Below are 20,791 nucleotides of genomic sequence, written 5' to 3'. Positions count from 1 at the left end.
CTAAATACAGCAAATGTATTTCAGGCTGAACCATCCGGTGAAAGGTGAACGACTAATTTAATGGAGTTGCTCAAAGGCAGCCAGTTCAAATCAATCACACTGATGCAGTTTGAGACTTATTTGGTAGCGGATGAGAACTGGACGCCTTGTGCACTGGGCAGCTACTTTAGCTATCTTTTTTGGGTTTGTGCGAAATGTAATCCTGTAGCTGCTCTACATCTAACAACTCAAAATAATCTTCAAGCGTGATTCTCACTTCAATTAGCGTGTCACCCAGTCCAGGAATTGCCACAGCCATACTAGCGTTGGTTATACCATTATGACAAAGAGAGTCTTCTTCTTCATCGTAAGAACCTTGAATGCTGAACCATTCTTGCGGGATTGTAGAGCTATAGCTTCCAAATTCGATTATAACGTTAGTCCCAGCATAAATACTGTCACTCAACCTCACCTTGCCCCCGCTAAGCATATTGACCTCACATACAATCCTATCTTCAGCATGATCATTTCCCGGTTTAATTATTCTCATGTCAGCTCCTTCAGTTGTTTTTCTGTATAATAAACCGTCACATGACCCGAATGCAAAATTTGTATTGTCTTTTTCCACTGTGCAACATTCCCCACAAAATCCCGCTGAATAAAAAAAGTGCAAAAAGATTAAAAAATAGTTTAATTTTTATCTTTGTTTTGTGTTGACAAAACAAAGATAAAAAACTATATTATAACCATACCAAGACGGTACACCGACCTAGCGGAACTAGGAATAAGAGGAAATTCAAATGGAAATTATCATCAAAGAAACATCGGCAATCGAAACATTATCAATCATCGATCCAAAAACAGGCTGTTGTTACATTCAAGACTTTATCGGCAACGAGGATGGTTTTGGCACAGAATCACACCACATTCACATTGACCGTGAAACAGGCGAATATACTTGTTCTCAAGAAACGTTTGATTGGTGGTCAAAGGTAGTGAATGACAATCAAGCGCTTAATTACCGTATTGCTGAGTTGTGTGAAATTCACGATGCGGTGGATGTCTATGAGGTTGTAAACTCTAACGCTTCAAACGACCTTGAAGATTTAGCCTATCACGTTAACGCTTGTTTAGATCAAGCGTTCGGTGAAGCGCAATAACCATGACGAGGCAAGCCAAGGGCTTGCCTACTTTGCAGGAGTAATTGAATTTGGAAAACCAAATGCTTATTTCAATACCGACCACCATCCAGTTTGCTGATCTTAAATTAGGCCGCTCAGCCGATGGTATGATCACCTTTGACTGGCAACCTATTTTTGCGATTTGCGAAAGCTCAAACATTGAGCCAGAGTTATTTAGCCAAACCTCAGAAGACAACGTAAGCGGCCTAATCATTCAGTGGTATGCTGCGCACAAAGCCGCTGGCGGTGAGCCGGATGCCGTTGCGGAGGAATTATTTGCTGAAACGTTACTCGAAGATCAACACGGAGGCGGATTTAGCTATCAATCCGGCAAAGCATGAGCGAAAAGCACGGCAATACTGGCAATAATAATGCGAAAAAAGCACCGAGCGAGAAAGCAGACAGTCACATGCACTTTCGCTGCAAGAAAGATGATAAGGCGCTCATTGTGCGTAATTTAAAGGATGGTGAAACCTTAGCCTCTTTTATGCTGAGTTTGGGTGTGGCCGAGGCCATGCGTAGACAAAATGAAAATATGGTGAATGGCTGTAAGCGCAATTTGAGCTGATTTGGCATCCATTAAATCATAATAAAACCAAGGTCGCGTGAGCGGCCTTTTTTGTTTTCCCGCCCTACCACTATTCCAATATCTCTATTTTTCACACCAATAAACGCCAACTAGAAAGCGAATAAAAATTGACCTGCACAACCATATATCACATAATGACTACGAGTGTGATATATGGTTAGCCTATGAAAAATTATAAACCTGTACCGCCACCTGTTACATGGTTCGGTAGCAAAACTAGATACGTGAAAGATATTGTTAAACATTTCCCACAGCATCAGACTTATGTTGATGTATTCGGTGGTTCTGGTGCAATGCTGCTAGGTAAGCGCCCATCAAAGGTTGAAGTATATAACGATCTTAATCGCAAGATGACTAGTCTGTTTAAAGTTCTATCTGATAAAGATAAAACAAGGGAGCTTGTTAAGCGCTTGGAATTAACTCCCTACTCCCGCGATTTTTTTAAACATGCTGTCGCAGCTGCAGACAGAGAAGTTGATGAAATAGAGCTAGCTAAATTAATGATAGTAGTTCAAAGGCAATCGCATGGAGGGCTTGCCAAACAGTGGTCATATTGTGTGGATGCCCCCGCAGGTGGTTACTCTGCAAGTGTGAGAAAATTCCATACGGGTATCGAGCGATTGCCTGAAATTCAGGAAAGAATGCGAAAGGTACAAATTGAGAACTTATGCTTTTCTGACTTGATTCCCCGCTACGATAGAGAACGTACTTTATTTTATTTAGATCCCCCATACGTGCCTGAAACCCGCATTAATGGTGAGTATGAGAATGAAATGTCAATTGAAGATCATATTAAGCTAGTTGATATTTTACTTGAGTCAAAAGGTATGTTTGTTTTATCAGGCTACAAAAATGATGTTTATAAACGCTTAGAGGAGTCTGGATGGAAACGCCATGAAATCGAAGTGACTGCGAATAGTAGTAAAACAAGAACCAAACGAATTGAATGCTTGTGGGTGTCACCTAGCTGCATTGAAAATAAACCTAAAGCAGCTGCCATACCAGAGATAGATAATGATGAAAACTTAACGAACAGGCAAAAGGCGGCCTACCGTGTTCACCGACATAGAACTGATGAATCGCGAGCTAAAATATCTGAATCGATTAAAAGTCTGAAAAGAATGAAAAAACGAGTTACTAAAGTAGCTGTATCGCGAATGACAGGGATTACGCGCGAACACATTACACGGTACTACTCCGACCTGTTTTAAACATTTCCAATATCTCCTCTAGCTTCTTTTCTTAATTGCCTTGTTATTGCACTTCGATAGTGTAATCTATATTGCATATATTAAATATTTGGTTATGCAATTACAAAATGTTGAGACAGATATTTGTTGATAGCGACATCGATTCGCTTTTAAATTCAGCTTGTACTGGCAAGTACGCTACTAAAGACAGGTATTTAATAAGCCAGCTCGCTTACGTTCCCTTGTCGCTCACTGAGCACAATTTACTGCGCTTGCACCAGTTAATGAATGACAAAGGTGAGGTTTATCGGAAATGGGTTCTACCCGCAGCTTATAGCAGAAATAAAAAAGACAGGATCATTGAAGTGCCAGAAGTGTTTTGTAAAGCATTTGAAAAGTACCTTAATTGGTACGAAAAGCAAGAGTTACCAGCAAAGTACAGGCATAGTTTAAATACTTATAGAGGGTTTAGTGAATACGCCCCAGCCTTGTTAAATGATCGACTTAATGAGTTTGCAATGAGCGAACGAACTGTTAAAAGCGGCATAAATAAACAGCCGACAAACTTGCGAACCAAAGTTAATACGCTGCTTAAAAAGGCTGGTTTAGATTGGGCTACAGCTAAAACCTTTGAAGATTCGCTAATTATCCACTTAGCAAAAAATGTTGACCATGGTGTAGTTGCTGATTTGTTTGGTTTTAGTTCGCGGCAGGTGGTAGCCGACAAGTACAACGGTAATTTATTGCAGCTATCAGACGCTATAAACAACGTGTACTCAAGAATTAAAGTGACGGGGCACTAACGGGCCTAATCTTCTAGCCCACAGTCTTTGTCAGCCAAGGCTTTCAGCCACGCACTCAATTTCAGCCCCTGCGCTTTTGCTTGGGCTTCATAAATCAATTTTCGTTCGGGCTCTACTCTAAACTCACATCGAGCGCTGGCCGTTACGTTTTTTCTGGGTCTGCCAACCGGCATTTTCTTATCATTCATCACCGCGAATTTTAGTCCGTACAAAAATTTAAAGCAATCTCTATTTTTTGTACGTACAAATATTGACTTTACATTGTTTTTAATTAATTATTGTACGTACAAAAAATGACGGAGTGAATTAACTATGAAGACAGGCGCACAACTCATTGCGGACGAAAGAGAACGACAAGTTGAAAATGAAGGCTACTCAAGCGAGCGAGACGATAGCTATAAAAAAGGCGAGTTAACAATGGCTGGAATCGTTTGTATAGAGGGTGTTTGAAATGAATATTTTACACGTAATTTCAACCGCTTTCGCGACAATTGCAGTTGCAGCGGTCGTTGAGAGCGAGCATGTAGCTGCCGCACTGCTCATGTCAGTTATTCCTCTTGCGGCCTTTATGTGCGCGGTTGGTATTATAAGAGCAAAGCTGCAAGCTTTAAAAATGGCAAAGCACGACTTTATAAAACATAAAACCCAAAAGTATCAAGACATAATCGAAGACCACCAAATAACAATTGGCCTTTTAGTTTTTGCTTTGGTTGTCCTTTCGCTCATGCTGTATGCGATTTTCTCAACGGCACTTAGCCGCATGGGAGCATAAAAATGTATAAAGGCAAATGGCTAAAAGTTAGCCATATGGGCTACCGTCGAAACGGTATCTATGTAGGGCATGATGATAAAAAATACTACTGGCTGTTCTCCAGCCTAGAGGTTAACAGTTACGAGGAAATACCAGAATCCTTATACAAAGAACTGTTAAACTTGAGAAAAATCAGGATTTTAGAAGGAGAGCTATAATGAAATTAGCACTATTAAACACATCAATAGCAACGGCAGACGGCTCTTATGAGCTAAAAACCATATCGCTCGAAGAGGCGAGATTGTTGGTTGCTGAAAACAAGGATAATCTAGACTCAGCTATAGGACACAAATCTACCTCTGAAGCAATGACAGAGCTTTTAGGGGTACGCATAGACATGTGCAGACAGGAGTTTAAGCAACAGTGTGGGCAATCCGCAATAGTATTTAAGCTAAAGGGTAGGCCGCCAGAGGGAGCTGTATTATCAAAATCCCAAATAGATGAGATTGGTTATGAGTTTAAATTACTAACCAAGCTGTAGGGTGTTGTGCCCGCCTCCCCCTGTCTGACAAACGCCTCGGGGTTTAGATAGTTTGAGCGGGCTCCAAACTAAATACTCTATTAAATAGAGCAAAGTTAAAATAATGCTTTCAGGCGCAAAAATCAACCTAAAGCATCAAAACTTATTAAATTGGAAAAACAGAGTAGTTTGTATGGATAGAGAAATTAAGCTTGAGGTTATCTTTAAGCTTCACGACGCTGATTTTGCTTGCTCTTTCGGTAAGCATTACACGAACATTGACAGGCTTGTAAATGGTCAAGACGTTTTCGATTATGCGAATAGCGAAGTTATAGCAAAGCGACAGTTTATAGGTTTGCATGACTTTAACGGCGCGGAAATTTACGAGGGTGACTTATTGCATGACTTAGATCCTTGCCAATGGCAGCCAGCTCTAGTTAGTTTTTCTGATGGTGCGTTTGAAATCAATATAACAAAGCGCGTTCGTGTTCCGCTGTCAGAAAAATATATCCGAGAAAATGAGCTTGTGATCGTGGGTAATATTTACGAAAACCAAGATTTAATCAGCCAATAAGTAAGGTTGGAATACAGGCCATGCAGATAGAAGTCAAAGTAAACCAAAATACAGAAGCTAAAGAAGCCTATATTGATGGTAAGTTAATTGGCTATTTTGAGCAGATGACACCCTTTGATGATACGTGGTCATTCATGGCTAAATGTTCACACGATAAGTTGACTGGTGATCACTACATCGCAATTGGTAACGAGCTTAACAAGCTCAATAAAGTTTAGTTGGAATAAGAGGCTCTTTTATGTCTACTAAAAACACAGGCGATTTTTTCGTAATGCTAACGACTCAAACTGGCGGATATACACCCTTGATGCTGTGCACCGATATTGAATATAACCGCGAAGAGTTAGCAAAGTTTAAGACCAAAGAAGCGGCAAAAAGCGCTGCTGAAAGCTCGGTGCTTGGTGAGAACTTTGGCTATGAAGTTTTTGAAATTGGTTATGGCTGTTAACTCAGCTTTTTAAATTGGAAATTCTGAAATGACACTAACGGTTAAAGAGCTAATTAAACAGCTTAAAGAAATGCCTCAAAATGAACAGGTTGGTATTGCTTTGCATGATTACGAAGACGGTGTTTCTGACGGGGCATTCTCAGTTAATTTTATCAGTGACAGCGATGTTGAATCGGGTAAACCGATGCACCGCGTTGTTATCAGTAGCTAACCATTGGAATATAAAAATGATGAATAGTTTATTAAATAAATGGGTGGTAGTTTGGAGTGAGCAACAGCAATGCTTTAATTACGAAACTGTTGAAAGAATGCTTAACTCAAACATCAACTCCTTCAAGAGGCAAAAAGCTAATCAATATGTTCCGCTGGCATTTTTTGATTCAGCTGAAGAAGCAAGTGATGCAATAGAAGTGTTTAGAAAGCATCGACCAGATTTGAATGAGCCTGAATAATTGGAATAAAGGAGTTTTTTGATATGAGGCTTTTACTTCTCTCCCTTTTGGTAGTATGCCCATTAACAGCCAAAGAAATGCTGACTAGTGAACATTTTAATCACATTTGTCATGCAGAAAGTGCTAAATACGATTCCGCCCTGACCGGTTTTTATACCGATAATAAGATGGAATTAATGGGAAGGTTACTTAGTTTTCCTTTTGAAATTGTTTCTGATTTGACGGCAGATGAGTTTTTTGAATTTATATGCACGCATGGTGGAACAAGAATTTATTGGGGGAGAAACAAATCGAAAATAGAAAAAAAGCTCAATATAGAGCTTACTGATAGAGAATTTTACAACGTTTCCTCGAAGTTGGGTCCAGACGGATTTCTTGAAATCCCAAGTGCTATGAAAGTTTTATCTTCGCTAAGAGCAATTGCATACGAAAATGATATAAGAGCTAATGTACCGGATGATGAGGTGAAAAAGCGATATGGGATATCCCAGAGAACTATTAACAATTTCAAACGCTCTATTCAGGGGCAAAAAAAGTAGATTGAGATGGAAAAAGCATGGTGTCCACTGGTGGACACTCTCTATAAATTAACCATTGGAATAAGATAAAACAATGAAATCACGGGTTGAATGGTCTCAAATTAATTGGCAACGAGGCGCTAAAGAGATTGCTGCTGAATATAGGTATCATGTTAATACGGTTCATCACGCTCGAAAAAAATACAGCCCAGAAACGATTGGGAAATATCGTTCAAAACAGGTCTTTACCGAAGATTCGAAAAAAAGACATAGAAAGAGTTGCAAGCAAGGTGCAAAAAACCAACCGCTTGCAACTGAAGCAGCTAAAAAGAGTCTATTTGCGGGTAAAACAGAGACGAACGTTCACGCAAAAAAATGGCACATAATATCGCCCAAGGGCGAGCATTATAATTTTTCAAACTTACATCATTTTGTACGAGACAATACCTCATTGTTTAACGCAGTCGATGTAATCTGGAAGCGTAAGGGCGGTGTACGCGGAACAGGTGGTGAGTATTGCAATGCGACTGCGGGATTGCAAAACGTCAAAGGCGGAAAATCTAAAGCTTGGAAGGGCTGGACAATTTGCTTAGACAGCTCGGATGATTGATTTTACTTTGACTTTTTAACGTGCGAAATCGTTAATAAAGGTATTTCCATACATAAAAAAGTTGGATCACAAACTACTAATTTAGCTTAATATATGTACTTCTAAACCTCTACCTCACTATACGGCAAGTCCGGAGCTTGCCCTGTGATACGGTCATTTTCAATGTAAACCGAACCAGTTTCAAAATTATCACCCAGTACGCGGCTGGTTGTGCCGTCGCTGTGCTCTACGGTAGTCGTACCATCATTATTAACTGTTAGCACCAGTACTATACTGCGCTGTGTGCCATTGAGTACTGAACCGAGCCTGTTTAGTGTGTTGTTAGACATTGCGTACCACCTGAATTGTTTGATTTACCATAATCGCGCCTTGGTTACTGATACTGGCGGAGATGGCCAGTGAGTCCACCGTTGCCTTGTATAGCTCACCTTCGAACCTTACACCTAATAACATGCCTGGTCTGATTGGTGGCAGGTCTTGCTTCAGCTTGGTGCGAATGGTTGCGGTTCGTTTATTGCCACTTCTTGCTAGTTCACATGTACCACGTTGGCGTGCTGCCTGCACATCGGTAATTAGATTGTCCACGATGTCGCGGGCGTAATCAGTTGCTGGAGTGCCTTGGCGCTTGATTTTACAAGCTACACCTTGCTGCTCGCCTCTCACAAAAATAACGTTGTGCTCAGGCTGGATGGTGTCTCGTGTATTGTGCTCTAATATTAGAGCATCATTGAGGATGACATCTGGCGTTGCTTGCTCTGTGCTCCAAGGGTTAACTGGCCACTCAGGCACAACTGAGACGGTTTTGGTTATATCGTTAATGTCCAATATCGCGCCAATACTGCTGGCCACTTTTAGCAGTGCGGCAGCTGGTGTCAGTCCTCGATACGAAAACGCCCCCTCAGGGATTGGGTAATCAATCATTTGGTTGTCTAACGTCCAACCTGTATTTCCTAAAATATCTGTCAAGATACCTGAAAGCGTCTTATCTACGGTGTTTACGTAATTGCGCTCCCGCTGATACGGTGCTGCAAGCTCTGCAAACCTTGAGCGTATTGATGCGCTGTAACTATTGTTCGCAAATCGATTGCTTGTACTGGGTTGCTCACAAATCACGATGAACTCATAGCCGTTAATGACCAGCCTTAACTGTTGGCCAATCGCACGCTCCATATCTATTCTGCTGCAAAACTTGATATTTCCCGTTGCAGCAAATTGGCCGCGTTGCCACGTGCAGCTAATACTGTTAATTAGAATTTTTAAATCATCACTTAGTCGATTACAGCTGATTGATGGTTGCATGATGTAATATCTCTGTATCTGTGGCTCTATGGGGGTTTTGGTATCGATGGGGGGAATGTCATCATCTGAGCGAACTGGCCCACCGGGTAATCCCCAATAGCAGACTTTCTCATAGGGAGACATTCTGAGCTTAACTCTGCCTATCTGCGGGGTGGCATTCAGCGCGTTATCAAATCGCACGATGACCTTGCCTTTGCGAGGATGGTTTACTCTGTAGCAAATATATGCGCGTTCACTCGGCCCGTAATAGATACAAAGCGCGGTTTCATGTTGCGAAGCCTCTCTCCAGACTTGGGTTGTCTCAACGTACTTTGCCTGTCCCTTACTCCAGCTAAATTCACTTTCCATCGTGGTGACTGGTATACTGTTTTCCCAGCGGGTATTTATTTGCTGCTCAAGAGCAATTTGACTAACTTGCCAAAGCTGAGAAGCCTCATTATGCAGTGCAATCGCATTTGCCCAGCTCATTTGATAAATAGCATCTAATGAGGTTGCGTTGTTGTATTGCAATGCAACCAGCACTGCATAATTGTCGTTATTTGAGTAAGCAACATCAAAATAGGCCACTACCTCCTTGTCTTCAATCGGTTGAGTCGAGCCGCCGCCAAACCGGACAACCAGCGGACTTTTACAGTTATTTGCAGGTGTCGTAAACCTGACTGTTATCATTGAGTAGCTCCTAGCAACGCAGCTTGCACCCTATCGATAATTTCTGCGTTGTACTGAGGAGGTAAATCCAACTTCCCATCATCAAAAAGAGTTACTGTGAGATTTGCATCTACTGTGTAATCAAGCGGTGTTGTGATAGTTACAACCGTAATGCTAGTCACTCGACCGTGCCATATGACCTCTTGAGTATTTCTGTTTTGAACTAAAACTCGGGTCGCATTAGGATCCAAATCAAGTTCTAGCAATCCGATATTTTGAACATAGTGAGGCTGTATTTGTTTATATCGGAACATCACCATTGCTCCATGTTGATCCAAATATGGCTACAATTTGCATCTGCTGAATGCAATTGAAAGTACCTTTGTCCATCGATGGTTAATTCCTGAGGCCAATATGAATCTTTGTTTAGTCCACGCATAGTGTTAATTAAACCGGGCATATAGCCTCTCAACGTAGGCTTAGTTAGGTCAATCAATGCCGGAATATTCTTAGAAGCATCATTCATCAAAGGAACAGGTGCTAATCCTAGGATCTCGGCGCCATCATCTGCAATGTGTATACTGCTTCGCTCAAATGTAATTCTGGGAGAATATAGCTCGAAGTTAGCTGAATTATCAGCGGCATAAATTTTTACTCCAGTGGTTGATGATGTACTACCAATATCTCTAACCATAGAACCCAAAGAGCTTACCCAATTACTTGATGTTTCGTCACTATTCACTGGACTATGAAAAGCGATAAATTGCCCTGCATCTGCTGTAAGTTCTTTTATATAGTCACCGACAAATAACTCACACTGATAGTAGTTTGAGGCTGACACTTTATAACGAGGGTTGTGATTACTCCCAGTTTCGTCTACCCAAGCCAATATCAGATAAAATGCACGCGCTGTACCTATGATAACCCAGGCTTTAGTTTGAGTTGTAGAAGAAACAGGGTGGCAAAACGATTGTGTAAAACCCGAATGATGTGAGACCTCAGAGTTTATAAATGACTTTGCTGCCTGGAATAGCATCCCACTTGAAGGGCTCAACCGAGCACTCCAATCACCAGCATGTGGCCAAAACCGTACCATGCCGCCGCTACCGTCTTTCGCCGTATCGTTTTGATAAACCACACTATTGGAATCATCGAATACTTTTGACCAACCCAACGGCTGTTTAGTGCCATAGCCAGATATTAAGCACGCATCTAGCACCGCTTTAATCTCATTAGCTGTACCATACCGCTCTGTGATTTGTGGTGCACCTTCGTCATCCCATCTATATACAGCTACTGGTGTTGGCATTAGTCTTTACTCCCTCTAAATCCAAGGGTGGATTTGTCGTATTTAATTTCGGTGTGGCCTGGGCTGACCGAACGTGTCAGCATAACTGGCTTACTTGCTGTGGTAGTTTCAAACAAAAATGCTTCGCCCGGATTCAATCCAGCGCCAAATGCCTCTTTGCGTAAAACAAAAAACGGAGACCCCGCATTAGCATTAATGGGCGTGCAGTCGCTGGTAATGTCGCCGTTATAAATGGTGCCTACATGCTCGCCCACCACATAAAACGCAGTGGTGCTGGTAAATACAATCGCCCAGCGCTGGGCAATGGTGCCGAGGTTGCTCAGTTCGACTGGGTATTGCGTGGTGTTGATTGCGCTTGATGCCGGAGAGCCAAAATCACCAAAGTTATTTTGCCAAGCTGAGAGTGTCCGCTCGTCTTTGGTCAGCGCTTGTAAGTCGCCGAGCACATAGGCGCTAGAAACGGTTGCGCCAACGTCATATGTTCGCTTGAGTGGCGAGAGTATCTTTAGTGTGTCGCTCTCTATTGCATCCACCAAAACCAGCTCACTAAGCACTACAGTTATGATGAACGGGCCGGAAAAGTTGCTAATACCTGCCTTGATTGTGACTTTGCCAGAGGTTTTGTCATAGCTGTAATTGTCATCATTGGCGCTGTAGAGCGATAGCCCCTCATTATCAACAATATCTACCCAGTTAGCATTAGCTGTAACGGTTAGCTCTTGGCCATTGCTGAGTGTTGCGTGTTGAGTCCGGTTACGGTCTTGCACGCACACAAGGTTGAACTCATGGAATATTGGCACATAGCCGCCTTCAGGTAGTTTGCTGCGGTCAATGCCACCAGGTGGACTAGGTACATTAATAATGGTGAGGGCGTCGTAATCATAAGTGATAGATTCCTGCACCATATCTACTGCAAACACCAGTGAAACCGTGCCATTACTACTTACTGAGCCAGATATATTAGTACCTGTGATGTTGCCATTGTCATCGCTAGATGCACTATATTCAGTGCCAGCCTCAGACGTTGCGCGAATATAAATACTATTGCGAGCAAATGATTGAGACGGTAACGCAAATTCGATTTCTCGCAGTGATAGTGGCTTTAATTGAATTAGCGCGCCCAGCTCCTCCTCTACGGTGCCGCTATAATCGATTGGCTCTAACTCAGTAATTACACCTGTATCATAATCAATCGTCGCGATAATATAGCCAGAATGAATAAATCGACCACTACCATCATCCGTGATTATTTGGCTAGAGCCGGATTTTTTTAGCTTAACCGTCCCTTTAACAATGGTTTCTGTCGCACCTAACGTTATGCTCTGACTTGAGACAAATGAGTGAAACCTAAAATCGCGATTTGATAGATAGTAAATCCAAAGAAAGTAACCGCTAGGTAAATAGCGACCATCGTAGGCTTGACCAGACACTACAGTACCGTTAATGGTATGCGGCTTCCAAAGTGAAAACCATGAATGATCGCGAACTACAACTCTCGTGTAATCAAGCAATAAGTCTGGGATATCGATACTAAACTCACTTAAATTACCAAATGACTCAATCTTTTTGTATCGATAGCCTGTTACATCACTATCGCTGTCCATCTGTGGTCTCAGTCCTTGTTTAGACTGAGTGCGGGTAACACTTGGCGCTAAGGAGCGCTGCAAGTCCCGCACTTTTAGGTGTAGCTCACCGCTTTGGTATGGTGATGTTAAATGACTCAATCCGTGATATTTCGTCGTGCTGGCAGTCATTAACGCCAACATATCGTCGAGCAGCGAGTCGTCGCGTAAATCTGGAGATTCAACCAGTAGCGTGCTGACCAGCGGGTCCTCTGGTTGGTCAGCAATAAACACATGAGCATCTGAAAGCTTAGTTGCGTCATCCGTTGCAACAGCGGGGTACAACTTCACCAAATCGAACGCGCTGCGTGCATGATCGACGTCGCTGATTGAGCTAAATACATCGTTTAGCTTTCCGCTTATCACCGCGTTGTTGGTGCGGTGGCCGCCTGCATTGGGGGCACTGCCGAGCCGCTGGGGCTTAAATATTTTAAGGTGACTTCTTAGCATCTTTATACCACTTTTAATCTAAGCGTTATGTTTTCAAAATAATCAGGCTGAGCATCTGAGTAATAACTAACGGCACTACCTGTGACAGGCTTTTGGCTGTGGTCCCAAACCACGTTATAAACCGTGCCTCTTATCGATATCTCAAACGCGGTTAGCGTGGTTCGGCTATGGTCAAATAGTGCGATATAACTACTCGCTGTCTCCAACACACTCTCAATTGTTATGGGCCGACCAGATAACTGTGTTTTTTCAATATGTGAGGCACCGTTTAATGCAAGCTCTGTTTGCTCAGCAACGGCTTGGTAGTCGTGCTCATCTGTCCACACGGCGTGTGGTAGTTCTATCGCGCTTATTACTATCATTGGGCGTTACTCAATTGTTCGAGCTCATCTAATAGTTGGTCTCGAATGGTGGTGTACAGCTCAGCGGTGTTGCCACTGGGCAATTTGAGTTCCAGCACAATGCGTTTGCCAGATTGCTGGCCTGTCAGTAGGGTTAGCAATTTATCGAGTTTGCCATTGACCGCATCACTCAATGGTGAGCTATTGCTTGACCTAGTCGGCACAGGGCTTGGACTGTAATACTCAGTGTTTTCACGCGGTGTGATTGTGTTTGAGCGTGTGGGATTGCGTTTGGCACTGGCAACTTGCTTGAGTGATTCACGCTGGCGGTCAATTAAATCTCGCAATGCGCGCTTTTGTTCGCCATCGATATAAACGAGCTGTTTAAATATCCGGTCATAAATTTTAGATAACTCTGACGTTGATGTGGATGCGTTAATTGCACGCTCGAACTGCGCATATTGTTGCTGTTGCATTTTCTCACGCTCGCGACGGGCGCGTTCGGCAATGACTTCTGCACTTTCAAATCGATATGCCGCCCCCCTCCCTGTTTCGTACTTTTCCTGATAGTCTACTATCTGTTCAACCGTTGGGCGATTGCGGTTTTGGTAGTTACTCATGCTCGTTGCAGCACGGTTGGCGCTTTGGCTTACACGCTCTAACTCTTCTTTTTGCTCGCGCAGGCTTTTTAAGGAGCGCTCATTGGCCTTTGTTGCATCTTCAGTTGCGCGGGTTCCTCGCTTAGTTGCATCCGTTGCTGCATCCTGAGCACTCTTAAAATCACCGAGCAAGTTGTTTACCACAGATAAGATTTGGCTAACTCGGTCTTTTTTGTGCTGGTAGTCTTCAGCTGACAACGCACCCACTTGGTACTGTTGATTAACTTGGGCAAGTTCTTGCTCAAGTTTGCGCTGTTCAAGACTTAGCTGCTGCAAGCTTTTGGTTTCTAGCTCTCGTACGCGAGCTAAGTCGGATTCTTGCTCTATAACCAAACCTGTTTGATGATTAAGGGCAGCTTGCGCCTTTCGCTTTTGCTCAGCGCTTGCAGTGGAGCTATCAAGTATCCTCTTGTGATTTTCCATTGCAGCTTTGGTTTTATCCAAAGCCGTAGCAAACCGGTTGACTGCCTCGCTATTAATGTCTGTAGCAGGTTTGAGCTTGTTAGCAGCGTTAACCAGTTTATCCAATTCAGCAGTTAACCCCAGTGCGGCCGCAGCTGCCTGAACCGATGCTGGCACAGTTTGGTCTGTGGCGCTAGCAGCTTCAATTGCAGCCTGCGCCCATTTCAAAAAGGCGGCTTGCTGCATCGCAACTGGTTCGTTGCTTTGTTGTATTAGCTCAAACGCTCCTTGTAATTTAGTCGCCATTTGAGTCAGCGCATCGGCGCTGGTTATGCCCAGCTCTTTATAGGCTTTACTTACATCGTTGGTCAGATATGCTTGGCGTGCTAATGATTCGTTGTGGCTTTCGAACTTGGCTTTTAATGAGTCCAGTAATACTAACTGCTGGCTATACTCAGCGCCTGCGCCAGCCAATGCAGTACGTGCAGACTCAATAGATTGGATAAAACCATCAACACCAGCACGCACACCATTTAGGCTTTGCGCCTGGTGCTCTAATGTTTCGATCACACGCAGTGCCTCAGGTATGGTGAGCCTGAGAAACTCTTGGCGCTTGCGCTCTTCTTCAGCGGCAATGCGTGTAGTTTCAGCAAGTCTTTCTTGCTTTTTTGCAACACCTTCATACAAACCGGTTGTCTCATTAAGCACAATGAGGCCGTCAGCAAGCGCTTTGTCAAACGTCTGCATATTGGTAATAGCTATGCCGGTGCTTTCGCTTATATTTTTAAACTCTGCTGCCAACTTAGCTGCAGAAAGCTCCGCTTCTCTTCTGCTTTTATTTACTTCATTTTGGATAAGAATGAGCTTCTTGTATTCAAAATATAAATTCGCTAGTTGATCAATAAGAATTGTATATGCGCTTATTGCACCAACTGACTTAAGAATATTTCCTAACCGGATGCTCGATTTTGATGTTGCTTCAGTCTGCTGGTTAACGGTTTTTAGAGATATGACGTAGCTTGCCAGCGAAGTCATAGCAGCCCGCGCACCAGAAACAACATTACTAAAATATGTGCCTACCTTTAATGCCAACCATACTTTGATTAACGATGTAATTTCTTCTTTGTAATCAACGATAGTGGATATTGCTGATTTTATTGACTCACCAGTGGCAACGATCGTGTCACTAATCGATTTGGCCCATCGTTTTAGGCTGCCATCAGAAGCCATTTGGGCAAATGATTTATTCAAATCATTAATTTGAGACTTTAACCAATCCATTGCACCAGATTGCGCAATTAAATTGTAAAATTGATCTAGATTGTCTTTGGCATTAGAGACCTGGCCGCTAAATAGTGCCATTTGATCGGCTGCAGCACCCGCACTAGTTCGCCCCATCTCATCAATAAGCTGCTTAATAACATCGCGACCCAACTGCCCTGCACTCGATAACTTTTGCAGTTCCTGAACATTTTTCCCAGTCACATTTTGCAGCATATCCCACACTGGCACACCACGTTCAACGAGCTGTAAGATCTCTTCCCCTTGTAATTTTTGCTTAGCCCAAGCTTGGCCTAAAGCTAGAGAAATCCCTTCAACTTCTTGAAATCCACCGCCCAACTTTAGTGCGCTATCCGTTATCGACTGTAACGTCCCATCCATTGGATCAAGACCGAACGCTTTTAATTTGACAAACGCCTGGCTTACTTCAGAAAGTTGGAGTGGTGTGCTTTTTGTAAATTCTTTAATCCACTGACTTGCCTGTCTTCCGCCAGCGATACTGCCCATTAGTCCATTCATTTGAACAGCTAACAGCTCAAACTTACTTCCAACACTGAATACATTGCTTAGGCTTTCTGTCAGCTTATCAAGTCCAATATAAGCAGCGGCCATTGAGATAAGATCACTGGTAGCCAGTGAGATGTTCCCGCTATAATCCTTAGCACTGCGGCTGGCGCTATCTAGTGTTCTTTTTTGTTTACTTAACTTTTGGCTAACTGAGTCAAGAGCCTTTGTCGCTCCAAGTTGTTTTGTTTCTAGCTTTTTATAAGCGTCACCCAAATTGGTTAGATCTACATTTTGCTTAGCTAGCTTCTTTTCTAACTTAGCAAACTCTGAACGTCCTTTATTTAATGAGGACGCCAACTTATTAACCCCTGAACGGCTATTTTTAAGGGCTAAATCGTGCTCAGAAAGCACTCGGATAGAGTCTTTATATTCATTACTAACGCGCTCAACTTCTGTACGCTGCTCCTGTATTGATTGATTTAGCGTAGAACTCGTTCTCCCAGTACTATCAAACTCATCTTCTAGTTTTCTTAACGCTAGTTCCGCGTCTGATAGTGACTTTTCTAATCGTTTTGAAGACTGAGAGGCATCTTTTTTGGCTCGGCTGAGTTCCGCAGCCTTTATAGATGCTGCTTGATATGATTTTTGATTTTCAACTAGGGATTTAGATAGCGCTTGATAACGTAGTATTGATTGTTTCTGAGCTTCGTCGCGTGCTAATTCTGCATTGAGGATTTCAATTGTCTTTTCAAGTTTTGATGCTTCCTTCTCCGCCGTTTTGGTTGGCGCAGATAAGAGATCTCGCCCTTTAATAATAAATTCAACAACTTTGTTTTTAAAAGACATTTGGAATACCCATAAAAAAAGCCCCAATATTGGGGCTTTACATAGTTAGTAGTTTTTTATTCTGGTGTGATGACATCTAGTAGATAGTCATAATCTTTACCGGCTGCAATTGACGCTACGCCCTCAAACTCAGGTGATAAATATTCATTTTGCACCAGGTTTAATGCACCGCTCGAAGAAAGTTGAGCTAGCGGGATCTCCAAGTGAATTGGCTCCCCAGTATCAACATTTTCACCTGTCATGGTTATGGCCCAATTTACTTCTTGAACTTGACCACCCTTTAACCGATTGCCTGCAAGTGCAAGTGCTTGGAAGTCAATATTTACAACTCCACCTGATTCAATGGCTCCACCTTTGACAGGACGAATTAGGCCGGCAGACCAATTGACTTCATAGTCAACCCCATCAACAAGTTCAGTGGTCGCTTTCATTACTTTCCAATTTGTGGAAGTAATGTGCTTTGCACCAAGTGAAGTCCAAGTTCCATCAGCTCTTAAGTCGTACGGTTCACCCGAAACACTCGCAGCTTGCTGATTCAACACTCCAATTTCAGCACCTAGTGAATCCGCTAGTAACGCTGCATCTACTTCGTCAAACTTCATTGATATTTTGGTTGGATTAGCACTTTGCACTTTACCGAGCGATTTTCCATAAGTAGCTTTGTTTTTTGATGGCCGAATAATCTCTTCCATATCTGGTTCAATGGTCAATTGCTCGGCGTTAATTGGGCCAAATAACCCACCTTTAGCTACGCCTTTGTTGTTTGTTCGCTGTAAAAATACTTCACCACGCAGTAAAAAACCTGCCATGAGTTACTCCTTAGCTATAAGTTAATTTCAATGTAAAAATGGCTTTTGCACACCTATCGTGTGATTCTGGCGGGACAAACTTGACACTCTCTGTCATTTCAAAGTTAATAGCTGCGCCTGACACCGCGCTGTTAACTGTGGTTTTGCTATTCAACACCCCTTGAGAAATACTTTCAGACAGCTGGATTAATTCTTCATCGGGCGTAATTTCCGGCACTGAATCTCTGGTGCTATTAACAATCAAAACCGCGATAAAATCTAAATGCTTCAGCTTTTTGGTTGGAAGTAGTTCCACAGGCTGAACCACGATTTTTTTTGCTTGTCCATGTTTCAGCTTGTGCGGAACATAGAACCCTCTTTCAGTGGGTGCATACTGACTAAAAAAGGTTTTAACTTTGTCTAAAAGTTCGTTAGCCTCCATATAATTTTTCATACCTCTTGTTGATGTGTTCGATCACCTTCGAGTAACTGCCGTCACGAACATTTGCCATAGCACCAGCGATGCTCGGGCCATACGGAACGGATGGTATTCCCCTATCCTTATCCCCCTTGTCTCGATACCCCAATAGCAGATTGTTATTTTTGCCCACAAAGGTAAAAGCACCGCCCCAGTGACTCGTTTTACCTCTGAGGAATGCGCCCATGTAGCCTGCCAAGACTTGTTTCCCTGAGATAGTTTTACTTTGTCGGTATACTGGCTGTTGAACAAAGTTCAATGCACTGCTCAATCGATGCCGAGCAGACACTCTTAACTCAGGAATTTGGATATCGGTTGTAACCGCTAGACGCTGATCAATATATTCACGGTGTTTAAATGAATACCGCTCGTATATTGCGCCAACCAGTACGTTTTTAGCGAACTGCCCACTTTGCGACATTGCGCTAGATAGTGATCGGGTGCTCGAGTAACGTAGCTCCGCTAATTCGCTGCTTAATCGCATTGATTGACTACAAATGTTGTCGATATTTCGTCTTGTGAGTACAGCTCTGTCAGCAAAAACTCAACGTCATTAACGAGGCATCGCTCTTGTAGCTGAGGGCGACACTGTGAACGAAAAAAGCGAATCACGGTTATGTGTTCCCGTATTTCTCCACTATATGGATCGGGTTTATCTCGATATCGCTGATCTAGTTCGACCACTATCGGTGCGCCGTCGTACTCAGCCTGCTCACCCGAACACATTGCCAGCTTCTCCTCTTTTTCTAGGCTTTTGTTCAAAGAGGATTTAAGTAGTCTCACCTCGATTGACTCCTTTGATTTTCAGCGCCTCTTCAGCCTGTACCTCAGTCAATTTGTTTATGCCTGGCAAAATAACGAACTTTGTACTCTCATCTTCAGTTATCTGTGCTATCACTTTTCCGTGAAAATCACTAATGACTGTTACTAACGTCGGTTTAGCTAGCTTTTCAGTTTGCTGTATGCCATCAGCAACGGCTAATTTACCTTTGAGTTCTTCGATCTGCTTTCTTAGCTTTGCTTCTGTTTTCTCAGGAGTGATTTCTGCACCTAGCTTTAATGAAAGCTCAGTTATTTCTTGTGTTAGATTTTCTATATTAGCGCTCATAAACCCTCTCAAAAATATGGCCGCATTTCGCGGCCATTGGTTAGATTAATTTGATAACTACAAACCCATCTGGGTCTGTGTTTGCCATAAGAGGTGCTGATTTAGTCACAGTATATGTTTTTGCAACGTCCCCAGTTTCCTTGTAAACCTTCTGGAATCGATCCGTTTCATACATCCCAGCTTCAATTGCATCGTCATCCAAAATTGCACCATACATTCGAGCCAGTTCAATTGCAGTGTGGCCGAGAATGTATGTGTGATCGTCTAGGTAGTTCTCTTTTACTCCATTAACCAACCGATACCCGGTATATACCACCACCAAAACATCGCCCAAATAACCTTTATATGAGACATCTTTACCTAAATCTTTCAGCGCAGTTTCCAGCTGTGAGTTTGAGCCGCGACGGGTTTCCAGCTTTTCTCTAACCTTGTCGAACTCAAGTAATAACGCCCAGCCTTTTTGGTCTGTAATTAGGATGTTTACTCCATGCTCTGAAGCGGTGGCATACTGCTCAATATCTCGTTGAGGGTCATAAGTTGCCCGGTCTTTGTTTACCCAAGAGGCTGCACCGGATAGAGAAATTTGGTTATCAACACTGCGGTTAAAATTGACGTTAATTGGCTCCGGTAGCCCCTCGCCTTCACAGGTATAATTTCCATCAACGACAGCGCGAACGGCCATCCACTCCTCGGTTTGTTCAATGGCTTTTTCTTCATCAATCAGGTTTTGAGTGATAATGGCACTTCGGCGCTGAGTTAAGCTTAAATCCCCAGTGAATGACTCACCAGGACGTCGTTTTAAGGTTTTCTTTACGTCAACATCGTGCTTAGGTTTGAGTGATGCGGGGGTGATCTTAGTTGTAGTGTGTCCACGGGTTTTAATCACTTTCCCATTAACTTCAGGAGCCACAAAAACCGCTGAGTTAACGGCCTCATCTACCTTGTCCATGTCCACTTCTTCAGTTTCGAAGGTGTACATGTGAGGAAAGAACAGGGATAAAAAAAGCGAAGATACCTTCGCTTTCTTTTTCTGTACTACGCCATAGAGCGCTCGTGGTGTGTAAGTTTGATCTGCCATTTATGTTCCTTAACTTAATACGTTACCGATTGCGATAGGTGTGCCATCAAAAGCCGCGAGCTTTTGCGCGGCTGTTATCCCTTCAGGCCAAGAGATGACTGCTTCGTTAAAATGACCGCCGTCATAATAAGGGGCGCTTTTAGCTCCCGTCGCGGTATCTACCACCCCAACCGTGAGAAACAATGCCCGTTCTGAGCCGTCATTAGCAGCGGGGTCCCATTTTTTAAGCTCTCCCGTTGCTTTGATCCGACCAACAGGAGATCGCGCAGTCAATGTTTGACTGGCTGCAAACGCCCCAGTGTTTTGTGTCAGTGGTCTATCACCAGCGGTTAGTTGTTCAAACTCTAAAGTTTCCATCGT

32 protein-coding genes are annotated in these 20,791 nt (G+C 43.0%); 16 read left to right on the top strand and 16 right to left on the bottom strand.

Going from position 1 to position 20,791, the window contains the following annotated elements; translation table 11 throughout:
* Positions 1-166 precede the first annotated feature (166 nt).
* A complete protein-coding gene (locus HUZ36_RS04720; protein WP_176032163.1) occupies positions 167-529 on the bottom strand; it encodes a hypothetical protein in 363 nt (120 codons plus the stop codon).
* A 250-nt stretch (positions 530-779) separates the two neighbouring features.
* Between HUZ36_RS04720 and HUZ36_RS04715 the strand changes: the two genes are divergently transcribed.
* The 5 genes from HUZ36_RS04715 (at position 780) to HUZ36_RS21670 (ending at position 3,742) form a co-directional block, all read left to right on the top strand.
* Entirely contained in the window at positions 780-1,139 is a 360-nt protein-coding gene (locus tag HUZ36_RS04715; protein ID WP_176032162.1) for a hypothetical protein, read from the top strand.
* 62 nt (positions 1,140-1,201) lie between these two features.
* Positions 1,202-1,501, top strand: a complete 300-nt coding sequence (locus tag HUZ36_RS04710; protein ID WP_176032161.1) for a hypothetical protein — start codon at positions 1,202-1,204, stop codon at positions 1,499-1,501.
* Entirely contained in the window at positions 1,498-1,728 is a 231-nt protein-coding gene (locus HUZ36_RS04705; protein WP_176032160.1) for a hypothetical protein, read from the top strand. Before HUZ36_RS04710 ends, HUZ36_RS04705 begins: the two co-directional genes overlap by 4 nt.
* Positions 1,729-1,913: 185 nt before the next feature.
* On the top strand, positions 1,914-2,960 hold the full coding sequence (locus HUZ36_RS04700; RefSeq protein WP_176032159.1) for a DNA adenine methylase: 1,047 nt from the start codon (positions 1,914-1,916) through the stop codon (positions 2,958-2,960).
* Positions 2,961-3,067: 107 nt separating this feature from the next.
* Positions 3,068-3,742: a hypothetical protein gene (locus HUZ36_RS21670; RefSeq protein WP_254879469.1), complete on the top strand. Its 675-nt coding sequence runs from the start codon at positions 3,068-3,070 to the stop codon at positions 3,740-3,742.
* A gap of 5 nt (positions 3,743-3,747) precedes the next feature.
* Here the strand turns inward: HUZ36_RS21670 and HUZ36_RS04685 are convergent, their stop codons facing one another.
* Positions 3,748-3,930, bottom strand: coding sequence for a hypothetical protein (locus HUZ36_RS04685; RefSeq protein WP_211866387.1), 183 nt, complete (start codon positions 3,928-3,930; stop codon positions 3,748-3,750).
* A 124-nt stretch (positions 3,931-4,054) separates the two neighbouring features.
* Between HUZ36_RS04685 and HUZ36_RS04680 the strand changes: the two genes are divergently transcribed.
* The 11 genes from HUZ36_RS04680 (at position 4,055) to HUZ36_RS04630 (ending at position 7,615) form a co-directional block, all read left to right on the top strand.
* Positions 4,055-4,192 carry a hypothetical protein gene (locus HUZ36_RS04680; RefSeq protein WP_176032157.1) on the top strand — a complete coding sequence of 46 codons (138 nt, stop codon included), beginning with the start codon at positions 4,055-4,057 and terminating at the stop codon, positions 4,190-4,192.
* Between the two features lies 1 nt (position 4,193).
* Positions 4,194-4,514, top strand: a complete 321-nt coding sequence (locus tag HUZ36_RS04675) for a hypothetical protein (protein WP_176032156.1) — start codon at positions 4,194-4,196, stop codon at positions 4,512-4,514.
* 2 nt (positions 4,515-4,516) lie between these two features.
* Positions 4,517-4,711, top strand: coding sequence for a hypothetical protein (locus HUZ36_RS04670; protein WP_176032155.1), 195 nt, complete (start codon positions 4,517-4,519; stop codon positions 4,709-4,711).
* Positions 4,711-5,034, top strand: a complete 324-nt coding sequence (locus HUZ36_RS04665) for a YddF family protein (protein WP_176032154.1) — start codon at positions 4,711-4,713, stop codon at positions 5,032-5,034. Before HUZ36_RS04670 ends, HUZ36_RS04665 begins: the two co-directional genes overlap by 1 nt.
* Positions 5,035-5,206: 172 nt before the next feature.
* A complete protein-coding gene (locus HUZ36_RS04660; protein WP_176032153.1) occupies positions 5,207-5,587 on the top strand; it encodes a YopX family protein in 381 nt (126 codons plus the stop codon).
* Between the two features lie 20 nt (positions 5,588-5,607).
* The gene (locus HUZ36_RS04655) at positions 5,608-5,805 is read left to right on the top strand and encodes a hypothetical protein (RefSeq protein ID WP_176032152.1); all 198 of its coding nucleotides are present in this window, start codon (positions 5,608-5,610) and stop codon (positions 5,803-5,805) included.
* 20 nt (positions 5,806-5,825) lie between these two features.
* Positions 5,826-6,035, top strand: a complete 210-nt coding sequence (locus HUZ36_RS04650; RefSeq protein WP_176032151.1) for a hypothetical protein — start codon at positions 5,826-5,828, stop codon at positions 6,033-6,035.
* A 28-nt stretch (positions 6,036-6,063) separates the two neighbouring features.
* The gene (locus tag HUZ36_RS04645; protein ID WP_176032150.1) at positions 6,064-6,246 is read left to right on the top strand and encodes a hypothetical protein; all 183 of its coding nucleotides are present in this window, start codon (positions 6,064-6,066) and stop codon (positions 6,244-6,246) included.
* A 16-nt stretch (positions 6,247-6,262) separates the two neighbouring features.
* Positions 6,263-6,487, top strand: coding sequence for a hypothetical protein (locus tag HUZ36_RS04640; RefSeq protein WP_176032149.1), 225 nt, complete (start codon positions 6,263-6,265; stop codon positions 6,485-6,487).
* A 23-nt stretch (positions 6,488-6,510) separates the two neighbouring features.
* The gene (locus HUZ36_RS04635; protein ID WP_176032148.1) at positions 6,511-7,026 is read left to right on the top strand and encodes a hypothetical protein; all 516 of its coding nucleotides are present in this window, start codon (positions 6,511-6,513) and stop codon (positions 7,024-7,026) included.
* Between the two features lie 73 nt (positions 7,027-7,099).
* Positions 7,100-7,615: a hypothetical protein gene (locus HUZ36_RS04630; protein WP_176032147.1), complete on the top strand. Its 516-nt coding sequence runs from the start codon at positions 7,100-7,102 to the stop codon at positions 7,613-7,615.
* 101 nt (positions 7,616-7,716) lie between these two features.
* Here HUZ36_RS04630 and HUZ36_RS04625 read toward each other — a convergent pair whose 3' ends face one another.
* The 14 genes from HUZ36_RS04625 to HUZ36_RS04560 are packed head-to-tail and all read right to left on the bottom strand — an operon-like array spanning position 7,717 to position 20,788.
* Positions 7,717-7,944 (bottom strand): hypothetical protein, encoded by a 228-nt coding sequence (locus HUZ36_RS04625; RefSeq protein WP_176032146.1) that lies wholly within the window; start codon positions 7,942-7,944, stop codon positions 7,717-7,719.
* Entirely contained in the window at positions 7,937-9,583 is a 1,647-nt protein-coding gene (locus HUZ36_RS04620; protein WP_176032145.1) for a hypothetical protein, read from the bottom strand. The genes HUZ36_RS04625 and HUZ36_RS04620 overlap by 8 nt, the downstream gene beginning before the upstream one ends.
* Complete coding sequence (locus tag HUZ36_RS04615; protein WP_176032144.1) at positions 9,580-9,876, bottom strand: hypothetical protein; 297 nt, start codon at positions 9,874-9,876, stop codon at positions 9,580-9,582. The genes HUZ36_RS04620 and HUZ36_RS04615 overlap by 4 nt, the downstream gene beginning before the upstream one ends.
* Complete coding sequence (locus HUZ36_RS04610) at positions 9,876-10,871, bottom strand: hypothetical protein (RefSeq protein ID WP_176032143.1); 996 nt, start codon at positions 10,869-10,871, stop codon at positions 9,876-9,878. The genes HUZ36_RS04615 and HUZ36_RS04610 overlap by 1 nt, the downstream gene beginning before the upstream one ends.
* Positions 10,871-12,943: a hypothetical protein gene (locus tag HUZ36_RS04605; protein WP_176032142.1), complete on the bottom strand. Its 2,073-nt coding sequence runs from the start codon at positions 12,941-12,943 to the stop codon at positions 10,871-10,873. Before HUZ36_RS04605 ends, HUZ36_RS04610 begins: the two co-directional genes overlap by 1 nt.
* A 2-nt stretch (positions 12,944-12,945) precedes the next feature.
* Positions 12,946-13,305 (bottom strand): hypothetical protein, encoded by a 360-nt coding sequence (locus HUZ36_RS04600; protein ID WP_176032141.1) that lies wholly within the window; start codon positions 13,303-13,305, stop codon positions 12,946-12,948.
* Positions 13,302-16,979: a tape measure protein gene (locus HUZ36_RS04595; protein ID WP_176032140.1), complete on the bottom strand. Its 3,678-nt coding sequence runs from the start codon at positions 16,977-16,979 to the stop codon at positions 13,302-13,304. Before HUZ36_RS04595 ends, HUZ36_RS04600 begins: the two co-directional genes overlap by 4 nt.
* Positions 16,980-17,035: 56 nt before the next feature.
* Positions 17,036-17,788 (bottom strand): phage tail tube protein, encoded by a 753-nt coding sequence (locus HUZ36_RS04590; protein ID WP_045988872.1) that lies wholly within the window; start codon positions 17,786-17,788, stop codon positions 17,036-17,038.
* A 10-nt stretch (positions 17,789-17,798) separates the two neighbouring features.
* Positions 17,799-18,221, bottom strand: a complete 423-nt coding sequence (locus HUZ36_RS04585; RefSeq protein WP_217704585.1) for a hypothetical protein — start codon at positions 18,219-18,221, stop codon at positions 17,799-17,801.
* Entirely contained in the window at positions 18,199-18,729 is a 531-nt protein-coding gene (locus tag HUZ36_RS04580) for a hypothetical protein (protein WP_176032138.1), read from the bottom strand. Before HUZ36_RS04580 ends, HUZ36_RS04585 begins: the two co-directional genes overlap by 23 nt.
* Positions 18,720-19,028, bottom strand: a complete 309-nt coding sequence (locus HUZ36_RS04575) for a hypothetical protein (RefSeq protein WP_176032137.1) — start codon at positions 19,026-19,028, stop codon at positions 18,720-18,722. The genes HUZ36_RS04580 and HUZ36_RS04575 overlap by 10 nt, the downstream gene beginning before the upstream one ends.
* On the bottom strand, positions 19,015-19,353 hold the full coding sequence (locus HUZ36_RS04570; RefSeq protein ID WP_176032136.1) for a hypothetical protein: 339 nt from the start codon (positions 19,351-19,353) through the stop codon (positions 19,015-19,017). Before HUZ36_RS04570 ends, HUZ36_RS04575 begins: the two co-directional genes overlap by 14 nt.
* Before the next feature lie 40 nt (positions 19,354-19,393).
* Positions 19,394-20,431, bottom strand: coding sequence for a major capsid protein (locus tag HUZ36_RS04565; protein ID WP_176032135.1), 1,038 nt, complete (start codon positions 20,429-20,431; stop codon positions 19,394-19,396).
* 9 nt (positions 20,432-20,440) lie between these two features.
* Positions 20,441-20,788, bottom strand: coding sequence for a head decoration protein (locus HUZ36_RS04560; protein WP_176032134.1), 348 nt, complete (start codon positions 20,786-20,788; stop codon positions 20,441-20,443).
* Positions 20,789-20,791: the final 3 nt, after the last annotated feature.

This window comes from Pseudoalteromonas sp. McH1-7, assembly GCF_013366255.1.
GTDB classification, from domain to species: Bacteria; Pseudomonadota; Gammaproteobacteria; order Enterobacterales; family Alteromonadaceae; genus Pseudoalteromonas; species Pseudoalteromonas peptidolytica.
This window is presented reverse-complemented; position numbering and strand designations above follow the sequence as displayed.